The organism is Anabaena azotica FACHB-119 (assembly GCF_014697625.1).
GTDB lineage: Bacteria > Cyanobacteriota > Cyanobacteriia > Cyanobacteriales > Nostocaceae > Trichormus > Trichormus azoticus_A.
The window spans coordinates 1-18,421 of sequence record NZ_JACJSG010000017.1 but is presented as its reverse complement, the minus strand read 5'-3'; the positions used below and the strand labels follow the sequence as shown (position 1 = coordinate 18,421).

General features: G+C 39.7%; 10 protein-coding genes and 1 pseudogene. 6 read left to right on the top strand and 5 right to left on the bottom strand.

Going from position 1 to position 18,421, the window contains the following annotated elements; genetic code table 11:
* Positions 1-66 precede the first annotated feature (66 nt).
* From H6G83_RS14010 to H6G83_RS14000, 3 genes are all read right to left on the bottom strand, one after another.
* Positions 67-1,368 carry an ATP-binding protein gene (locus tag H6G83_RS14010; RefSeq protein ID WP_190473066.1) on the bottom strand — a complete coding sequence of 434 codons (1,302 nt, stop codon included), beginning with the start codon at positions 1,366-1,368 and terminating at the stop codon, positions 67-69.
* Between the two features lie 318 nt (positions 1,369-1,686).
* Positions 1,687-6,342 (bottom strand): WD40 domain-containing protein, encoded by a 4,656-nt coding sequence (locus tag H6G83_RS14005; RefSeq protein ID WP_190473063.1) that lies wholly within the window; start codon positions 6,340-6,342, stop codon positions 1,687-1,689.
* Positions 6,343-6,912: 570 nt separating this feature from the next.
* Positions 6,913-7,533, bottom strand: a complete 621-nt coding sequence (locus H6G83_RS14000) for a tetratricopeptide repeat protein (protein WP_190473060.1) — start codon at positions 7,531-7,533, stop codon at positions 6,913-6,915.
* Between the two features lie 488 nt (positions 7,534-8,021).
* On the opposite strand from H6G83_RS14000, the gene H6G83_RS13995 reads away from it, so the two are divergent.
* A complete protein-coding gene (locus tag H6G83_RS13995; protein WP_190473057.1) occupies positions 8,022-8,741 on the top strand; it encodes a rhomboid family intramembrane serine protease in 720 nt (239 codons plus the stop codon).
* Positions 8,742-8,928: 187 nt separating this feature from the next.
* On the opposite strand, the gene H6G83_RS13990 is transcribed toward H6G83_RS13995, so the two are convergent.
* Positions 8,929-11,262, bottom strand: coding sequence for a CHASE2 domain-containing serine/threonine-protein kinase (locus H6G83_RS13990; RefSeq protein ID WP_190473053.1), 2,334 nt, complete (start codon positions 11,260-11,262; stop codon positions 8,929-8,931).
* Positions 11,263-12,020: 758 nt separating this feature from the next.
* Between H6G83_RS13990 and H6G83_RS13985 the strand changes: the two genes are divergently transcribed.
* Positions 12,021-12,542: a LabA-like NYN domain-containing protein gene (locus tag H6G83_RS13985; protein WP_011318899.1), complete on the top strand. Its 522-nt coding sequence runs from the start codon at positions 12,021-12,023 to the stop codon at positions 12,540-12,542.
* 89 nt (positions 12,543-12,631) lie between these two features.
* Positions 12,632-14,227: a 2-isopropylmalate synthase gene (locus H6G83_RS13980; RefSeq protein WP_190473051.1), complete on the top strand. Its 1,596-nt coding sequence runs from the start codon at positions 12,632-12,634 to the stop codon at positions 14,225-14,227.
* 959 nt (positions 14,228-15,186) lie between these two features.
* Here the strand turns inward: H6G83_RS13980 and H6G83_RS13975 are convergent.
* Positions 15,187-15,846, bottom strand: coding sequence for a PEP-CTERM sorting domain-containing protein (locus tag H6G83_RS13975; protein ID WP_190473048.1), 660 nt, complete (start codon positions 15,844-15,846; stop codon positions 15,187-15,189).
* A 473-nt stretch (positions 15,847-16,319) separates the two neighbouring features.
* Here H6G83_RS13975 and H6G83_RS13970 point away from each other — a divergent pair, with 473 nt between their 5' ends.
* The 3 genes and pseudogenes from H6G83_RS13970 to H6G83_RS36400 form a co-directional block, all read left to right on the top strand.
* A complete protein-coding gene (locus H6G83_RS13970; protein WP_190473046.1) occupies positions 16,320-17,762 on the top strand; it encodes a RecQ family ATP-dependent DNA helicase in 1,443 nt (480 codons plus the stop codon).
* 45 nt (positions 17,763-17,807) lie between these two features.
* Positions 17,808-18,176 carry a four helix bundle protein gene (locus H6G83_RS13965; RefSeq protein WP_190473043.1) on the top strand — a complete coding sequence of 123 codons (369 nt, stop codon included), beginning with the start codon at positions 17,808-17,810 and terminating at the stop codon, positions 18,174-18,176.
* A gap of 108 nt (positions 18,177-18,284) precedes the next feature.
* Positions 18,285-18,329 (top strand): annotated as a pseudogene (locus H6G83_RS36400) (hypothetical protein); the annotation flags it as partial.
* Positions 18,330-18,421: the final 92 nt, after the last annotated feature.

Sequence of the window (18,421 nt, the reverse complement as noted above, 5' to 3'; positions counted from 1 at the left end):
TAAATTTTTACCACAGAGGCACAGAGGTTGGCAGGGGTAGCAATGACAACCTATTGAATGTGTTATTTATAACCGAAATTCCTTCGCCTCCGCCAATATGGGATTAATATCAAACCACGAACCGTCCTCATCTCGATATTCAAATACAAACATATTGCGGAGTAGAAGGTCATATTTTTCATGACCTCTCAAGCTTTTGCCTTGGGCTACTTCTTGTAGGACTTCCCACTCATCAGGAGTAATTGCCAAACTGAGTTCATTGGAGCGTTTTTTGATCACTTTGTCTAAACAGTCGCGTGAAATTGGTGGGTCATCTTGTTGCAGACAGCGAAACAATAACATCAGTAAATTCCGCAGATGACCACCGCTAACTAAGCAAAGTCTCTCCAAGGTTTCAGGACTATCAAAAACCTGTGTAATTAAATGCTGGCTCCCTTCCCAACTCACCCCAGGAAAGGCCCTCGCCATTACCATCTGTTGTAGTAGAGTAATTCCTTCCTCAAATGCGTTCCCATCTTGCAGCCGTACCGGAACCATTGGTAAAACTTTGGGGTCAATGCCAAAACGATTTGTTAATCTACCTAAAGCATTGGAGAATATTAATACTAAGGGAATTGTATAGACAACATGACAATTTAACTGGTTTAATTGTTCGCCTCGTTCTACAAATAAATATTCTGGTTGAAAATAACCGGAAGCTTTTAAGGTATTATCAATGCGGTCGAGATTATCAATAATAACTACTAAGCCTCTTTTCCCTTTTTCTCTTAGTCTTTCATTAGCAGGTTTGAGCAGTTCTTGATTGATAGATTCTAATATTCCATTGGTACGCGGTTCTAAATATTGCCGCAATTGAGAACGCAGTTTAGGGCTGTCTTTAGTCTTGGCTGTGATTTTGGCAATACCCACAGACAATTCAGCCTCTACGCCAATATCTAGGGGTGTTTGCAAAAAATCAACTACTTCCTTAAAGAGATTTTGAAAATATCCTGGTCTGATGTTAATTTTAATTGCTTCTAGACTTTGGCTTACTTCCCTAACTACTGCTAATAAAATATCTGTGACATCTACATCAGCCAAATCAAACATTTGACTAGACTCGAAATACACTACATGAAATCCTTGCTCTTCTAGCTCGGTTTTGAGACGGAGTAGTTCTGTAGATTTGCCACAACCAATATGTCCACTAAATAATTGACAGGTTGGTTCTGGTGAAAGTCGGTTAATTGTGCGCTTCAATTCTTCGATAATCTTGCCGCCCCGCACCTTGGAAAAATCAATATAATATTGTTTATCCTCTGGTTTCCCGACAATGAGAGTTTTACTGGGGTTGCAAGCTTGAAAAAAACTATTAAAATTTAATTTCATAATAATGCACCGGAAATCAGCATAAAATTAACGCTTATTTCAGAATAATACAGTTATATCATGTCCGCTTAATCACTTATCATATCTTCGGGGTTGGTAATTGGTAATTGGTAATTGCTAATGGTAGAAAACAATTACCTATTAGCTATTACCCATTACCGACCAAAACAACCATATTATAAGTAATTAGCCGAACTTGATATTACTAGTATAATTACTGGGTAATTGATTATAAAAGATTAATTTTTACCAGACTGTTCAGACGCAAAAACCTGTTGTGCAGTCAATCGTAAATGGGATAAAACTATATTTACTTATTCAGCACTTTACTATATTGCACAGACGGCGATCGCTCTCATGCACATGAGGATTATTTTCTAGATAATCTTGTAGCCAATTACACCCACGCCGCAGTAGTTGGTCGAGATTTTCTATGGGCCATAGTCTGACGGTGCGATCGTCAGCAGCCGTAGCAATATACTGAGCATCAGGACTCATACTAATGCACCTGACCGCACCTTTATGACCTTTAAATTGTGCTAATTGCTGTCCATTTAAGTTCCATAACCTAGCTGTCCGGTCATCAGAACTAGTAGCAATATACTGTCCATCATGACTAAAAACTGCACAGCTCACCGGGGCTTGATGTCCCCTAAATTCGGTCAGTAACTGTCCATCCAAACTCCACAATTTAGCTGTATGGTCTTCCGATGCCGTAATAATATATTGACCATCAGGACTAAAATTCGCACTACAGACACTACTTTGATGCCCCAAAAATTGCCCAAGTTGCTCTCCTTGAAGATTCCACAACCTGGCGGTACAGTCATCAGCAGCAGTGACAAGATACTTACCATTACCGCTAAAACTGACATACCTCACCCATTTATCATGCCCTTGAAATTGCCGCAACTCCTCACCGTCGAGTTGCCATAATCTCGCTGTCCGGTCAGAGGAGGCTGTAGCGATATACTGGCTATCAGGGCTAAAACTGAGATGGCAAACTGTACCTTGATGTCCAGGGAATTGCCCTAACAACTGCCCTGTCATATCCCATAATCTCACAGTCCGGTCAGAGGAAGCAGTGGCGATATATTTGCCATCCTTGCTCAAACTCACAGTCCAGACTTTTCCCCGATGACCAAGGAACTGCCTAATTTCCTCGCCCTGGATATTCCACAGGCGGACAGTACGGTCATCAGAAGCTGTAACAATTTGTTGCCCATTAGGGCTAAAAGCTACACTCCTAACTGTACTTTGATGTCCGCTAAATTTGAGAAACTGCCGCTTGTCAACCTGCCACAAGCGAACGGTACGGTCAGAGGAAGCAGTCGCAATATACTTACCATCAGGGCTAAAACTCACACTCCTCACATAGTCCTGATGTCCTGAGAATTGAGCTAGTTGCTGACCATTCAAATTCCATAGTCTAGCTGTGCGGTCAGAGGAAGCTGTAGCAATATACTTACCATCGGGACTAAAACTCACAGCCCAAACCACATCTTGATGTCCCCGGAAGCGAGTTAGCTGTTCCCCGCCCAGGTTCCATAACCGGGCTGTACCGTCAGAGGAAGCAGTTGCAATATACTCGCCATCGGGGCTAAAAGCCACATCCCATACACAGTCTTGATGCCCAGAAAAGCGCTCCAGTAGTTTACCCTTGATGTTCCATAACCGGACTATGCGCTCATCACCTGCCGTAGCAATATATTTACCATCGGGACTAAAACTCACTTTCCAGACTGTAGCTTGATGTCCCAAAAATTGCGCTAGCTGCTGACCGCTAAAGTTCCACAACCTAGCTGTGCGGTCATCACCCGCCGTAACAATGTACTGACCATCAGGGCTAAAACAGACACTCCGCACACAGCCCTGATGCCCTGTAATGATCGATAATTGTTGACCTTGCCAGTTCCACAACCTAGCTGTCTGGTCAGAGGAAGCTGTGGCAATATATCTACCATCCTGGCTCAAACTGGCACACCAAATTGTATCTTCATGTCCTTGCAACTTCACTAATTGTTTGCCTTTGAGGTTCCATAATCTGGCTGTACAATCATCAGAAGCTGTGAGAATATACTGACCATCAGGACTAAAACTTACAGTCCTAATCCAGCCTTGATGCCCTTGGAATTGGTTGCGTTCTTGAATGTTGTCTAAGATAGTCTGCAAAGCCAGCAGAGGACTAGTAGCTGGGTACTTGACTAAAGGGCGACCATCTTTGACTAAAGCTTGCAATGCTTTGCCACTGTGCATTGCGGATATGAGTGATTCTAATTGGGTAAACTCAAACTGTCGTAAAGCGCTAACGCCTTCCTGTTCTAGCCTTGTACCTTCTTGCGCTTCTTTAAGAGCGACTTGTTGTTTATCTAATTCTGTGTTTACTTGCACCAGTATGGTTTCTACAAGTTTTAACTCTTTTTCAATCTGTTTTCTTTGTTGGCGTTCCTGTTCGAGTTCTGCTAATAACTCATTCCCCTGCTGTTGACGGATGAAGGGTACTAAATAATCATGCACTAATTGATAGCGATCGGCTGGTACTTCTGGTAAAAGTAACACTAGCCCAGATTTCACAAAAATCTCTAATATTAAATCTAGTGTTTCTGCCTCTGGCGTTAAATCAGATGCCAAATCAGTACGAGTTTTTAGAGGACGAGTACCATTTTCATCTGTGAGTAAATATAGTACCAACCGCGCCATACGTTCATTTTCTTGACCACAATTTTGCAGAACCGTTTCTAAAAATCTCTCAACTAATTTATCTTTAGTCCCAAACTGACAATATTGCTGCAAAGTATTAATTTTTTCTGTTTGGAGTTGCGCTCCTACAATTTGTAATTCGATTGGACGCACTTCTCCCAACTGGCTTGCTAAATCTTCAACTAGCTTATCAATGAGTGTAGGTTCCAAATAAAAATGCGTTTTTTCTGTTAAATTTTTGATAATTGCCTTAGCATCTGTTGGCAAAAGATTACCTAAGTAATAACGGATGTTCTTATCTAAAATATTATTATTGATGGCTCCTAAATTAAACAGCCGTTCTAATTCTAGTAAATAATGTAAATAATCCTCGCGCAAAGAAAGCACAATCTTGATATAAGGAATATCTAAACAAAAATGTAAAAATTCGTAAAAATATTTTCTTTGATATTTGTCTGTATAAACAAAGAAAAACTCTTCAAACTGGTCAAAAATTAACACTGTTAAAAGATTGTGTTCAGAATTTCTTTGTAATTGTTCTCTTATGGCTACTGCTGAATCAAGATTAACAGATAATTTGTAGCCCCTAACTTCCTCAAAAGCCTGAGTTAAGTTCTGTCCTAATGTTCCTACCCAATCTGTATAAACTCTCAATAATATAGGTAAAGCATCACGTTCACCAATAGGCTTTTCTTGCAAAGCTGGAATTAAGCCTGCTTGCAAAATAGAACTTTTGCCTACTCCTGATTGACCATGAATTACAGTCAGCTTATGTTCAGTACTACTAATTCTCTCTCGTAGACGTTGAACATCTATTTCTCGACCAGAAGCCGTAATTTCTTGAGCAATTGTTCCTTTATAATCTACTTGTTGTAAGGGATTAATTACCTGTCGTTGTGGATTAAGATAGGATGCACCAACAAAAGCCCGAAAACCATACTGTTGTTCAATTTGGAGTTGCTCTTGTTTAATATGAAAAGCTGCTAAATACCGACCTTGTTCAAAATAGAGGTTTCTGAGCATTTCTAAAATATCAATATAATGCTGAGGATTATAAGAAGCATGAGTTTCATTTTTAGCTATTTCTAAATTAGTAATAGCATTTGTCATTTCTTTTAACTGTTGTTGAGAACGAGCTAAAATGAATAAATATAAACTCCGTTCATGAATTTTTTGCTGAGAAATATTTTTCAGTCTTTGTAGGGCTTTTTGAGCCAGTAGTTTAGCTTCATCATATTGAGCGTTTTCTAAAGCAACTTCAGCTAAAAAGCCATAGGCTTGGGCTAATTGTGGCAAATTATGATGAGTTCTGTGTAGCTTTAAAGCTTTGATAGCAAGATTCTTTAAATCTGACCAAGCATTTAACTGCCTCAGCACTTCACCCAGTCGATTAATATATTTAGCAACTAAACTGTCAAATCGTCCTTGTTCTAAAATCGCAATACATTGCTGAAGATATCTTCTAGCTTGTTGATAATATTCCTGATTGTCTACCTGATTCTTTTGTGCCTGTCGCACATAAGCAGAACCAATATTAAATAATAATATACCTTGTTTTTTTATATTATTGTTGATTTGCCAATATTTTAAACTATTTTGGTAATGAACTAAAGCAATATCTACATTATCTTGTAAATAATTATGTACGCCTCGAACAAACTCTAAATTAGCTTGTAATCTTTGGTTTAAATCTGTTCCTCGGCTTTGCAAATCTTGGATAGCTCTATCTAATTCCCAGCATATCTGAGAATTAGGAATGGTATCACCCAAAAATATTGCATCAGTTTTTTTCTGAATAAAGCTCATTAATTCATGATTACTACTTTCAAAATGAATAGTAGTCGCCCAATTTTCTAAATCAGTTGCTAATCTGATGAACTTTTGAATAACTTTGTCATTAACCCACAAAATTACAGGAAAAGGGAAATTTTTTCTAAACTCTTCTCTGACTCGATTAGCTGCAATCAAAGCTGTATCAATATCTTTGGCAGACTCTAGCCCAAAGACAATTAATGCAGGTGGGTGTTTATATCCTAATTGTTCATGAATATTAGTGTAAACTGTGATAACTGATTCATCTAAGGTTATTTCATGTATTTTCACAGGACAGAGTTGATGGAGTCGTTGTGTAATACTTTTACGTAAAGCTGCATAATTACAACGCAAAAAAATTAAAGAAAATTCTCCCTGAGATAGGGTAATTGCCCGCAATAGGGTTTGTAATGATTTTTCGTTTTCCGGCATTAAATGATGAGCATTAGGTTGATTAGTCATAGTGTAAGCAAGCTGGGGAGAAGATTTACAATGATTTGGGAAATTGAAATTATTTAGTTTTTGCCAAAATCGCATTGATATTAACAAAGCTTGGCTTTAACGAATTATCAATACGGTGAAGATTGTCAATAATGATGACTAATCTTGTGATATAGCAGGGGACAGGTGATAGGTTACAGGGGATAGGCAAGAGAAAGCTCTTGCAGTAAAGATTTGATGATTCAGAGATTGTCCTAACCTATGTGGCTACTGCTATACGTTATGATTTAGGTTGAGCGATCGCCAGTTTATGCAGTTGTTGTGATAGTCTTACACTCAGTCTCAACAGACAACCTTAGTACGTAAGTCCTATAAGATTGTCTATTCTCCGCTTTACTGACAGCCAAAGTCTCATTAGGGTTACAAGCCAGAAAAAAACCGAGCCATCTAACTTCATCAACAATTATCCTAAACTAGCCTGATAATAGTCCTATATTTGAGGATTATACAAATCTCATCACCAATAATTGGAAATTACTGATCAAAGATTTATTTAACTTAAGTTTTCTATTGGTAAGGAAGAAATCACAACTAAGCCCAACCCCGCAGGCTTTTGTGTACCCGCGCTAAAGACCACATATAATCATCAAGTTTGTATTTATTAGCAGCTTGAACTATATATTCTTGAGCCAAATCGATGTTATTTTCAGCTTCATAATATAGCCCTATATAAAGATGGCTATAAAATAAACCTTTAACACCTTCTGCTTTCCCCACATTCAACAGATCATCTACTGTACAATTCCCCCCATACAAATCATAGACAGCAAGCATAATTCGCCGGGGGTCATTTTTCACAGTTAATAATTGATGACGCGCCTCTGCTACACCTACTAAACGCGCCATGCACAGATAGCGCCACACTGTTTCTTCCACATCTTGAGAGTTGACTGTTAAATCTATTTCAAACTGTTGAGCGCCTTCGGCAAATCTATCGGCATAATAATAAGATAAACCCCTTTGCCATAGGTATGGTTTCAGCCTTGAATCTAGTTTCTCGGCTATGTCAAAATCATCAATAGATTCATTAATTTTCGCTAGCTGAAATTTCACCATACCCCGGCGAATATAAGCATTAGGGTGATTAGGTTGTTTACGAAGAACTTCGTCCCATTGCTTGAGTTGATTTTCTAAAGATTTGGCAAACCACATAAGTTATAATTCAAAATTCGCTCATTCAAAATATTAAATTCAGACTGGAGAAGTGTTTTAAGGTTGATATATGTTATATCATGTCCGCTTAATCACTTATCATATCTTCGGGGTTGGTAATTGGTAATTGGTAATTGCTAATGGTAGAAAACAATTACCTATTAGCTATTACCCATTACCGACCAAAACAACCATATTATAAGTAATTAGCCGAACTTGATGTTACTTGATTTTAAGTAGAACAGTAAACCTTAAATTGTAGGGTGCGTTAAAGCAGCGCTTAACGCACCGTATTTGCTGGTGCGTTACGGCTAGTTCATAATTTCGCCAACGCTCAAATTCTGACATAGCCGTAACACACCCTACTTAATACTTACTGTCCCCTGTCTCCTCGAAGAGATAGCAACATTTATCCAGCAGATAGAAGAAAACTATAGCAAAATTCACTAATGTTGAGTCTAGTGATTTAAAAATTAGGAAAAACGCCAGTGGTTCCCATTAGAGATAATAACCCGATAACAATTACGCCTTATGTGACTTATGGGCTGATTGCTGCTAATGTGCTTGCTTTTATATATGAATCTAGCCTACCTCCGCAAGCATTGGATGGCTTTTTACATTTAGCGGCTGTGGTTCCGCGAGAACTTAGCTTGAGCTTTGCTGGTGTGTCTGTGCATCAGCCTGTACCAGAATGGATAACTTTAATTACTTCCCAATTTCTGCATGGTGGTTTTCTGCACTTAGCAGGTAATATGTTGTTCCTCTGGATTTTTGGTAACAACGTTGAAGATAGATTGGGTCATATTAGATATTTTATATTTTATATAGCTTGTGGTGTTTTAGCGTCGCTCACCCAATGGTATTTCTCACAAAATTCTAGCATTCCTTCTTTAGGTGCTAGTGGTGCGATCGCTGGTGTGATGGGTGCATACATTCTGCGTTTTCCCCAAGCAGAAATTATTGGTGTAGTCCCTTTAGGCTTCTTCTTCCCAACTTTCCGCGTTCCCGCCTACTTCTTCTTAGGTTTCTGGTTTCTCCAACAATCTTTCTACGGAATTGCTGGTTTACAAACCCGCACTAACATCGGCATGGAAAGTGGCGGTATCGCCTACTGGGCGCACGCTGGCGGTTTTATCTTCGGCGCACTTCTCGGCCCTGTTTTGGGTTTATTTAGCGATAAAGCAAGGGAAGAAACTTGGTATAGTTAGCGGCAGTTGACAGTTATCAGTTGTCAGTTGTCAGTTATCAGTTGACAGGTGACAGGTGACAGTTATCAGTTGACAGTTGTTTCTTTTCTCCCTCATCTCCCCCCACTCCCCCCACTCCCTCATCTCCCCCCACTCCCCCCACTCCCTCATCTCCCCCATCTCCCCATCTCCCCAGTCCCCTCCTAAATCAAATCCAGCGTCTAGTAGGCAAATCTGACTCATCTATGGAGATTTCTGTACTCATTGATGAGTCACCTTGTTGTAGTAAGCTTTTATTTGACTCACTGGCTAATTGATCAAGGGCTGCTAAAACTTCTGATGCCGACTGATACCTTTGTTTATAGTCATCCCGCACCATGATACTTAAAATTTCGGCGAAGCCTTGGCTGACGACTATTTTATGAGTCCATTTCACTTCCTCATTAGCATCTCTGGGAAGATCATGGGGGGCGATACCTGTTAAGGCTTTAATTGCAATCATTCCGACTGCATAGATATCACTATTATACTGAGGACGACCAAAACATTGTTCGCTGGGTGCGTAACCTCTAGTTCCAATACCGATAGTAAAAGGGGATGGTTCTTGATTTTCTGTTTGCAGTAAGGAAATGTCTTTGACTGCACCAAAGTCAATTAATACTAGTTTGCCGTCTGATTGTCTGCGAATGATATTGCTGGGTTTAATATCTCGATGGATGACACCATTTTCATGAACAAATACTAATATTTGTAATATTTCTCTGACAATTGCTGCTACCTCAGCCTCGCTGATGCCTCTACCTGATGGTAACTCCCGGTTCAAAGGAGTACCGATGATATATTCTTGAACTAGGTAAAATTCTGCATCTTCTTCAAAATAAGCCAACAACTGGGGAATTTGCGGATGGGAACCCAATTTTTCTAATGTTTGTCCTTCGGAACGAAATAAACGCCTAGCTAATTCCAAGCCTTTGGCTTCGGTGTTGGCTGGTTTTAGTTGTTTCACCACACATTGGGGGTTCCCTGGACGTTGGGTGTCTTCGGCGATATAGGTTTCACTAAATCCGCCGGAACCCAGCACTTTGACTATTTTGTAGCGTCCAGTGAGGATTTTTCCGGCTACTGCTATGTCTCGTTGTTGTAATAAGTCTTGTAATTCCTGTTGTTGACTAATAATTTCTTGCACAACAGGAGAAGTTTTATACTTCTGAAAAACATCGACTATTTGCTGAGTTCTAATTTTGTCTCTAGCTATTTCTGTCCCTAAATAAGAGAGTCCACAAAATGCGATCGCCAATATCGGTATAGCGGTAGGAAATAAACTATGTGCATATACAAAGCTGATATAGCTTATACTGCCCCAAACACTAGCAACCGCCATACTCAGCATAAATCTCTTGGAGCCGCTTTTGCTTCTGGTAATCAACCCAGATGTTCCCCCAACCAACAGCAACACAAATAAACCTTGCAGAGATCGACTTTTAATTGCAGGCGCGATCGCTTTACCTTCCATAATAGTGGCGATCGCATTGGCGTGAATTTCTACTCCCGCCATCTCTTCGGTAGCCAACCAACTATTAGCCACTGCTACCGGATGATAATCATTAGCCAACTGAGCAGTAGCGCCAATAATCACAATTTTGTCTTCAAATACTTTGCCTTGCTGCAAATAATTATGCCAGTTTTGCGGATCAAGCACATACCACAAGGGAATAGCTTCAAATGTACCAGCTGGCCCCCAGAAATTGATGCCTCCACCTGCCAATTGTGGATATTTTACCTGCGCCGCCCTTAATACTGCTTCCTCAAAAGGAGGTACTTTATCTGCCAGACTATCATCTTCGCTCAATAACTTGTTAAATTCCCCAGCTAAACTATGTATTTTTCCATCTACCTCCACCGGAAAATTTACCGTTCCGATTGATACTCCTGTGTTCCGAAATTTTTCGTAGGGTAATATTAACTGCGTAAATACTCCCTGGTGGGATTGAGAAATGTCGTATTTTGCGGCTAAAGTGATTTTGCTGCCGTATTTTTGTAATACTGCTTGCAGTTGGCGATCGTCCTCCTCACCATAGCTACCAGGTAAATCAAAAACCACATCTAAAGCGACAGATTTAGCTCCAGCCTGCATCAATTTTTGCACTACTTGGGCATAGGCAGTACGCTTAAAAGGAAACTTACTCAGTGGTTTTAGGTAGGCATACTTCTGTGGATCTGTTTTATAGTATTGTTCGGGTACTGATATGGACTGATCGTCAATTGCTAAAATTACTATGTCTTCTGGAGGAACAAGCGGCCCGCGTATTTGCAAAAATGCACTCAGCACTTGATTTTCCAGCAATTGCACTAAACTTAAGCCAGAACTTGTCAGTAAAGCCGCACCCATTGCTAGCACAATGGTGAGTAGGTTTCCTAAGCGCAGCAAACGCTGAGACTGGCGGGAAGCTGCTGTTAGAGAGGCTTTTGTTGTTTTAGTAGACGCTATATTGGCAGTAGACTCATATTTTTTATTTTCGTGTTTTGTAGGTTCATCTGCCATATCATGTTAATAATTAGTTTAAGTACTTTTTTTTATTTATTTAGTTTCATTTATACTACAACCATCTTCAAATCAGAACTTAGATGATAATCTTATACATTTGTAATCAAAATCTTATTGTGCGCCGAACTTGTGTTAAACAATCTCAACTATGTCAAGGTAATAGAGCAGCGATTGGGCCAGGGATGAGAAACTAAAAATTTCTTTCCCCACTCCCTACTGCCTAGTTTCCAGCCAGAAGAGAGAGTTTTTCATGCTGAGATAGAGGATTCTTCTCTCAATGGCTAACTAGGAAAATTGCTGTTAACCTAGCTCATATCGAGTAAAGAATACTAGTCTGTTGCCTCTAACCTCTAGCCTCTTGCTTACACCGCTTATACAAAACTCGTATATTTCACTAAACTTAATTGTTAATTGCAAAACCGATATATGGTAATTACGCAACCTCCTATCTTGAGACCTATGTTTTACCTCTTTAGAAGTAAAATTGATAGATGGATTATCAATCATCCTGTTACTGCATCGATTTTATTGGTAGATTTTGATTACAGGGTGTTTCTCATAGTGTTGGGAGTTAAAATGTTTAACAACCAGCAAATAAATTCCTATATTGCCACTAATTTTAGGCATTGTCAGAGGTAAGATAAAAGCTATACATGAAAAGTTACGCTAGCACTATTAGTCAATTTATCAACTGAGTATTGCTATAATCTATTGTCCATTCTAATTTCTTTACTATTATTTAGGTGTATTTTTCTATGGGTTCCCCAATGAATCGTCTGTCTATTTTTGTAGACGGAAACAATATGTTCTATGCTCAACAAAAAAATGGGTGGTTTTTTGACCCCAGACGGGTTTTAGAATACTTCAAAAATGAGCAATCAGAAACAACACTAATCAACGCATTTTGGTACACTGGTTTAAAAGACCCACAAGACCAACGAGGTTTTCGAGACGCGCTCATCAGCTTAGGATATACGGTCAGGACGAAAATACTGAAAGAATATTATGATGATTCCTCCGGTCGTTACTCACAAAAAGCTAATTTAGATATTGAAATTGTTGTAGATATGTTTAATACGGTTGACCAGTACGACAGAGTAGTTTTATTTAGTGGTGATGGGGATTTTGAAAGGGCAATTGAATTATTACGTTCCAAAAATACACATATTACAGTAGTATCAACGGAAGGAATGATTGCCAGAGAATTGCGTAATGCTACGGACAGATATATAGACTTAAATGATATTAGAGACAGAATAGAAAAAGCTGAAGGTTAATATCCTGAGCAGTTATTTACAAGATTAAAACTACAAAAACTTAGTTTCTAGATATTTTAAGCAAAAGTCCCTCTAAACAAATAAGCAAAATGACCACAAACCCAGAAAGAATCATTATTTTTGATACAACACTCCGCGATGGTGAACAGTGTCCAGGGGCAACACTCAACATAGATGAAAAACTAGCGATCGCCAAACAATTAGCCCGTTTAGGTGTAGATATCATAGAGGCAGGTTTTGCCTTTGCTAGCCCTGGAGATTTTGAAGCTGTTCACAAAATAGCCCAAACTGTCGGTACCCAAACAGGCCCCGTAATTTGCAGTTTAGCTAGGGCAAGGCATGATGATATTAAAGCAGCCGCCGAGGCGATTAAACCAGCCGCTAAAGGCAGAATCCACACCTTTATTGCCACATCGGATATTCATCTGAAGTACAAGCTGAAAAAAACCAGACCAGAAGTGATGGCGATCGCCGAAGAAATGGTAGCCTATGCCAAGAGTTTCACCGATGATGTAGAATTTTCCCCAGAAGATGCCGGACGTTCCGACCCTGAATTTTTGTATCAGGTTTTAGAGCGAGCGATCGCCGCAGGTGCAACAACAATTAACATTCCCGACACCGTTGGTTACACCACACCCAGCGAATTTGGCGCAATTATTCAGGGCATTAAAGAAAACGTCCCCAACATCGACCAAGCCATTATTTCCGTTCACGGACACAACGATTTAGGCTTGGCGGTTGCCAACTTCTTAGAAGCAGTCAAAAATGGTGCAAGACAATTAGAATGTACCATCAACGGCATCGGTGAACGGGCAGGAAATGCCGCCTTAGAAGAATTAGTCATGGCGTTACACGTCCGCCGTCAATATTTTAATCCTTTCTTAGGTAGAGCAGCAGATTCCGAAGAACCCCTAACAAATATCGACACCAAGCAAATTTATAAAACCTCCCGCTTGGTTTCTAACCTCACAGGAATGTTAGTCCAACCCAACAAAGCAATTGTCGGTGCTAACGCCTTTGCCCATGAATCAGGTATTCACCAAGACGGGGTGTTAAAAAATAAACTCACCTACGAAATCATGGATGCCCAATTGATTGGTTTAACAGACAATCAAATAGTTTTGGGTAAACATTCTGGGCGGAATGCTTTCCGTACCCGCTTGAAAGAATTAGGCTTTGAACTATCAGAAACTGAGTTAAATAAAGCCTTTGTGAGATTTAAGGAAGTTGCTGACAAAAAGAAAGAAATTTCTGATTGGGACTTGGAAGCGATCGTCAACGATGAAATCCAACAAGCACCTGATTTATTTAAGGTAGAATTGGTACAAGTTTCCTGCGGTAGCAACGCCCGTCCCACTGCTACAGTCACCCTCCGCACCCCAGACGGCGAAGAACTCACAGACGCAGCCATTGGTACAGGCCCAGTAGACGCAGTGTATAAGGCAATTAATCGCGTTGTCAATGTACCTAACCAATTGATTGAATTTTCTGTGCAGTCAGTAACAGCCGGGATAGATGCAATTGGTGAAGTTACCATCCGTCTAAGGTATGAATCGAGAGTTTTTTCCGGTCATGCAGCTAACACAGATATCATCGTCGCTTCCGCGCAAGCATACGTTAACGCGCTGAACCGTTTATATGCAGCCTTGCAGACTCAAGACAAGCAAACAGAAGTCACTGCATAGAAACTAAACAAAACACAACTCTATTGAAAATATAGCAGTTTCGCTATTCGTGAAATACTGTAGTACCTGTAGGGTGAGCAGTGCATCGGCCTACTAGCGTGGCAAGCTTAAAATGTTGCATTAATTAACCACAGAGGCACAGAGACACAGAGGTTAGAGAGGAAACTTATTGCACTATTTTAGCCTTGCCACGCCACTACTGGACTGGCAAGCTTAAAATGTTGCATTAGCAAACTCTTGTGGGATGGGCATCTTGCCCGTCCAGTGCGGGCAGGATGCCCACACCACAAGAAAATTTTTTGCAACCTTTTAGCCTAGACAAGCCACTACGTATGTTTCAAAAATCAAGTAGTAATCCTATGGACTCAACAATACAGGACTTTCGCAACTGGCACTTGGGGTAGGGTGCGTCAGATTTGGAAAATCCTTGAATCTGTACGAAATTATGGGGGCTGACGCACCATACAGTTACTAGATAGACTCAACAATATATGAGATATAGCAGTCGTCTGATAGGTTAGGGCATCATACAATTTTAAAACCTTTAGTTTCAAAGGCTTTCAGCCCTGTCAAGAGTCACCTATCACCTGTCCCCTGCTATAATTACCCAATATTTAGGTAGTAGAGTGTCAATTCCAAAATATCCTATCTACTACTGTTCAAGAATCTTCAAAGTATAAAAGCTTGACGAGAAGTTCAGGCTAACTTTAAAAAAATCAGGGGTTGTGAGGATTTCCGTCTACCACAAGGGAAAATTGTTAGCAGGCACATTAGTGGAGTGCGTCAGATGTGGCAAATTTCTTAATTTGTAAGAAATTGTTGGGTCTGACGCACCCTACAGTTGGTTTTGTGATGACTTTATCACATAACACACATTCAAAGATTGTATGCTATGATAATCATATTGAATTTAAGTACTTAAACACACCGACTTTTGTCTGTCCTTGCAGACTGAGTAATTAAGGGTGTGTTTTTTGTGTGAGTTGTTTTTTGACTAGCTTCTTTCTAGATAAGTATCCAGCCGCTAAAACAGTAGTTAAGCCAAACACAGTTGCAGGTTCGGGAACTGAAGTTGCATCTAAAGTTAGTGCAAAGCTACCATTTTCTTTGATTTCCTGTATACTTACAATACCTATGCCCACATTTTTACCAGATGCGTTCTGAAAGAGTCCACTGAATACAGCGCTGCCTGTTAAGATATTCACACCAGATAACCTCGTGGCTGTTCTTTGAAACTCAAATGGGTTGTCAACAATAAATTTTAGATCATCGCTAAATGTAATAAATGGGTTAGGTGCTGAGGCGACGTAGGTTGCTTGTGTTTTTTGAGGAGTGATCGAGACATTGGTGGGCGAAGTAAGTTTTATGTCAGATAAAGTTACACCTTGTCCGATGTAGCTGGAAAAAATACCAGTTGAACTAGCTTGCACTTTAGCATGACTGAATGTTACTACGTCATTTGCAGGTGGTACGAAGCTTGTGCTTTTAAAATCTGATACGCCAGTGATATTGACGGTTCCTGTTAGTTTAGCCGCTTGAGCAGGTGCAGCAAAGTTAGCTCCTACAGCCAAAGTACCACAAGCTAACGCTAATCCCAGACCTAATTTGTTAATAGTCATTGTTGTCTCCGTTAAGGATAAATTTGTTGACAATTTGTATCAGTTAAAGATGGCGTTTCTCAATTGACATAGCTTGTAAACAAACAATGTCAATTTCTGAGTCTGCATAGGAATTACCCATTGACACAAACAAAACATCAAGTATTACTTCAGAATGACAAGATACCAGATATTTCATTCATACAGTGCAGGAATCCTACAGTTGCTAACCGCTTAATATCAAATTAGCGGATTATTGCTGGCTTTTATATAAACAATTGGTGAATTAGCGTAAATTATAAGTCAATTTTTATATCACGAATTTCTTGCTTTTACGTGTATTTACTTAATAGAATTAATTCCCTAATTTAGTAATTTTGGCGAAATTACCAGAGCAGTAATTGCAGTAATGGATAAAAGTACTGAACTTTTATCTCATATTACTAGGTTATATATTATGTAGTCAAAAAAAAACCGTGTATTAACTATATATTATGAATCAACCTGTAAGTAAATCTTGGCAAGAAGTCCGTGCAGCTTTTCAACAAATTTGGGGTTATGAGGATTTCCGTCCACCCCAGGGAGAAATAGTCAACAGTTTATTATCCCAAAAAGATACCATAATAATTCTGCCTACAGGAGGAGGTAAATCAATTTGTTTTCAGCTACCCGCACTACTACAAACAGGTTTGACTTTGGTAGTTTCCCCGTTGGTAGCATTGATGGAAAATCAAGTACAAGAACTACGCCAACGCCAGCAAAAAGCTGCATTACTGCACAGTGAACTATCATCATCTCAACGCCGTGCGACACTGCAAGCATTAGAAAAACAACAGTTAAGATTACTATATTTATCTCCCGAAACACTATTAAGTCCGCCCGTTTGGGAAAGATTATGTCAGCCGCAATTGCAAATCAACGGCTTAATCTTGGATGAAGCCCATTGTTTAGTGCAGTGGGGTGAAACCTTTCGCCCAGCTTACCGCAGATTAGGGGCAGTTAGACCTGCATTACTTCAACATAAGCCACCAGGAACCAAAATCAGTATCGCCGCATTTACCGCCACGGCTGACCCCCTAGCGCAAAAAACTATTCAAACAGTTTTACAATTACAGCAACCGGAAATATTCCGCCTTAATCCTTATCGTCCTAATTTACATCCTACCGTCCGCATCGCATGGACACCAAGGGGTAGGAAACAGCAATTAATCAAATTTATCCAAAATCGACCCCAACAAGCTGGCTTAATTTACGTCCGTACCAGACGAGATAGTGAAGATTTAGCCGCTTGGTTGTCCCAGATGGGTTACGCCACAGCTAGCTATCACGCAGGTTTGGGCGCGACAGAACGTCGAGAGGTGGAAAATAGCTGGTTAGGTGGAAAAATCCCCTTTGTGGTGTGTACCTGTGCTTTTGGGATGGGGATAAACAAGCCTGATGTGCGCTGGGTTATCCATTATCATGCGCCACATCTATTATCTGAATATGTGCAAGAAATCGGGCGTGCGGGACGGGATGGTAAACCAGCCGAGGCGCTGACATTGGTAAGTGAACCTACAGGTTGGTTAGATCCAGAGGATAAACAAAGACAGGAATTTTTTCACGAGAAAATGCGATCGCAACTACAAAAAGCCCAGCAATTAATCAAAAAACTGCCACAACAAGGGGAAATTAACGCTGTAACTAAACAATTCCCCGATAGTGTGATCGCTCTAGCTTTACTCCATAGTAGCGGGCAATTAAATTGGCTTGACCCTTTCAACTACAAAATAGAACACAAAGCCAAAAGTCAGCCATCTACACAATTACAGGCTACTCAACAAATGACTCAATATCTCAATACTAAACAATGTCGTTGGCAATTTTTATTAAACGCCTTTGGTTTTACACAAGAAGCTGCTAACTGGCGTTGCGGACATTGCGATAATTGCAGGTAATTGGTAATTGGTAATTGGTAATTGGTAATTGGTTTGGAGAGTGGAATGAGCCGACCTGATTTTGAAGAGTTGCAAGTCTATAAGTTGGCAGAGAAATTAGCAAATGAAATTTGGAAAATAGTTATGACTTGGGAATATATTGCCAAAAATACAATTGGTAAGCAAATTATCCGTGCAGCAGATAGTATTGGTGCTAATATTGCTGAAGGTCGCGGGCGTTATAATTATCAAGATAATAAACGTTTTATAAAAATTGCTAGAGGCTCAATGTACGAAACAATACATTGGATGCGACTGGCTTATGCTCGCAACCTTTTTACTGTTGAGCAAGTGAATATTCTTAAACCAATCATTGACGAACTATCACCTAAACTGAATGCTTACTTAAACTCAATAAGGGGTGGTAATAGGTAATAGGTAATAGGTAATTGGTAATAGGTAATGGGTAATGGGTAATGGGTGATGGGTGATGGGTGATGGGTAATAGTTAATGGGTAATAGTTAATGGGTGATGGTTAATGGGTGATAGGTAATAGTAAAAAATCAATTACCAATTACCAATTACCAATTACCAATTACCAATTACCAATTACCAATTACCAATTACCAATTACCAATTACCAATTACCAATTACCAATTACCAATTACCAATTACCAA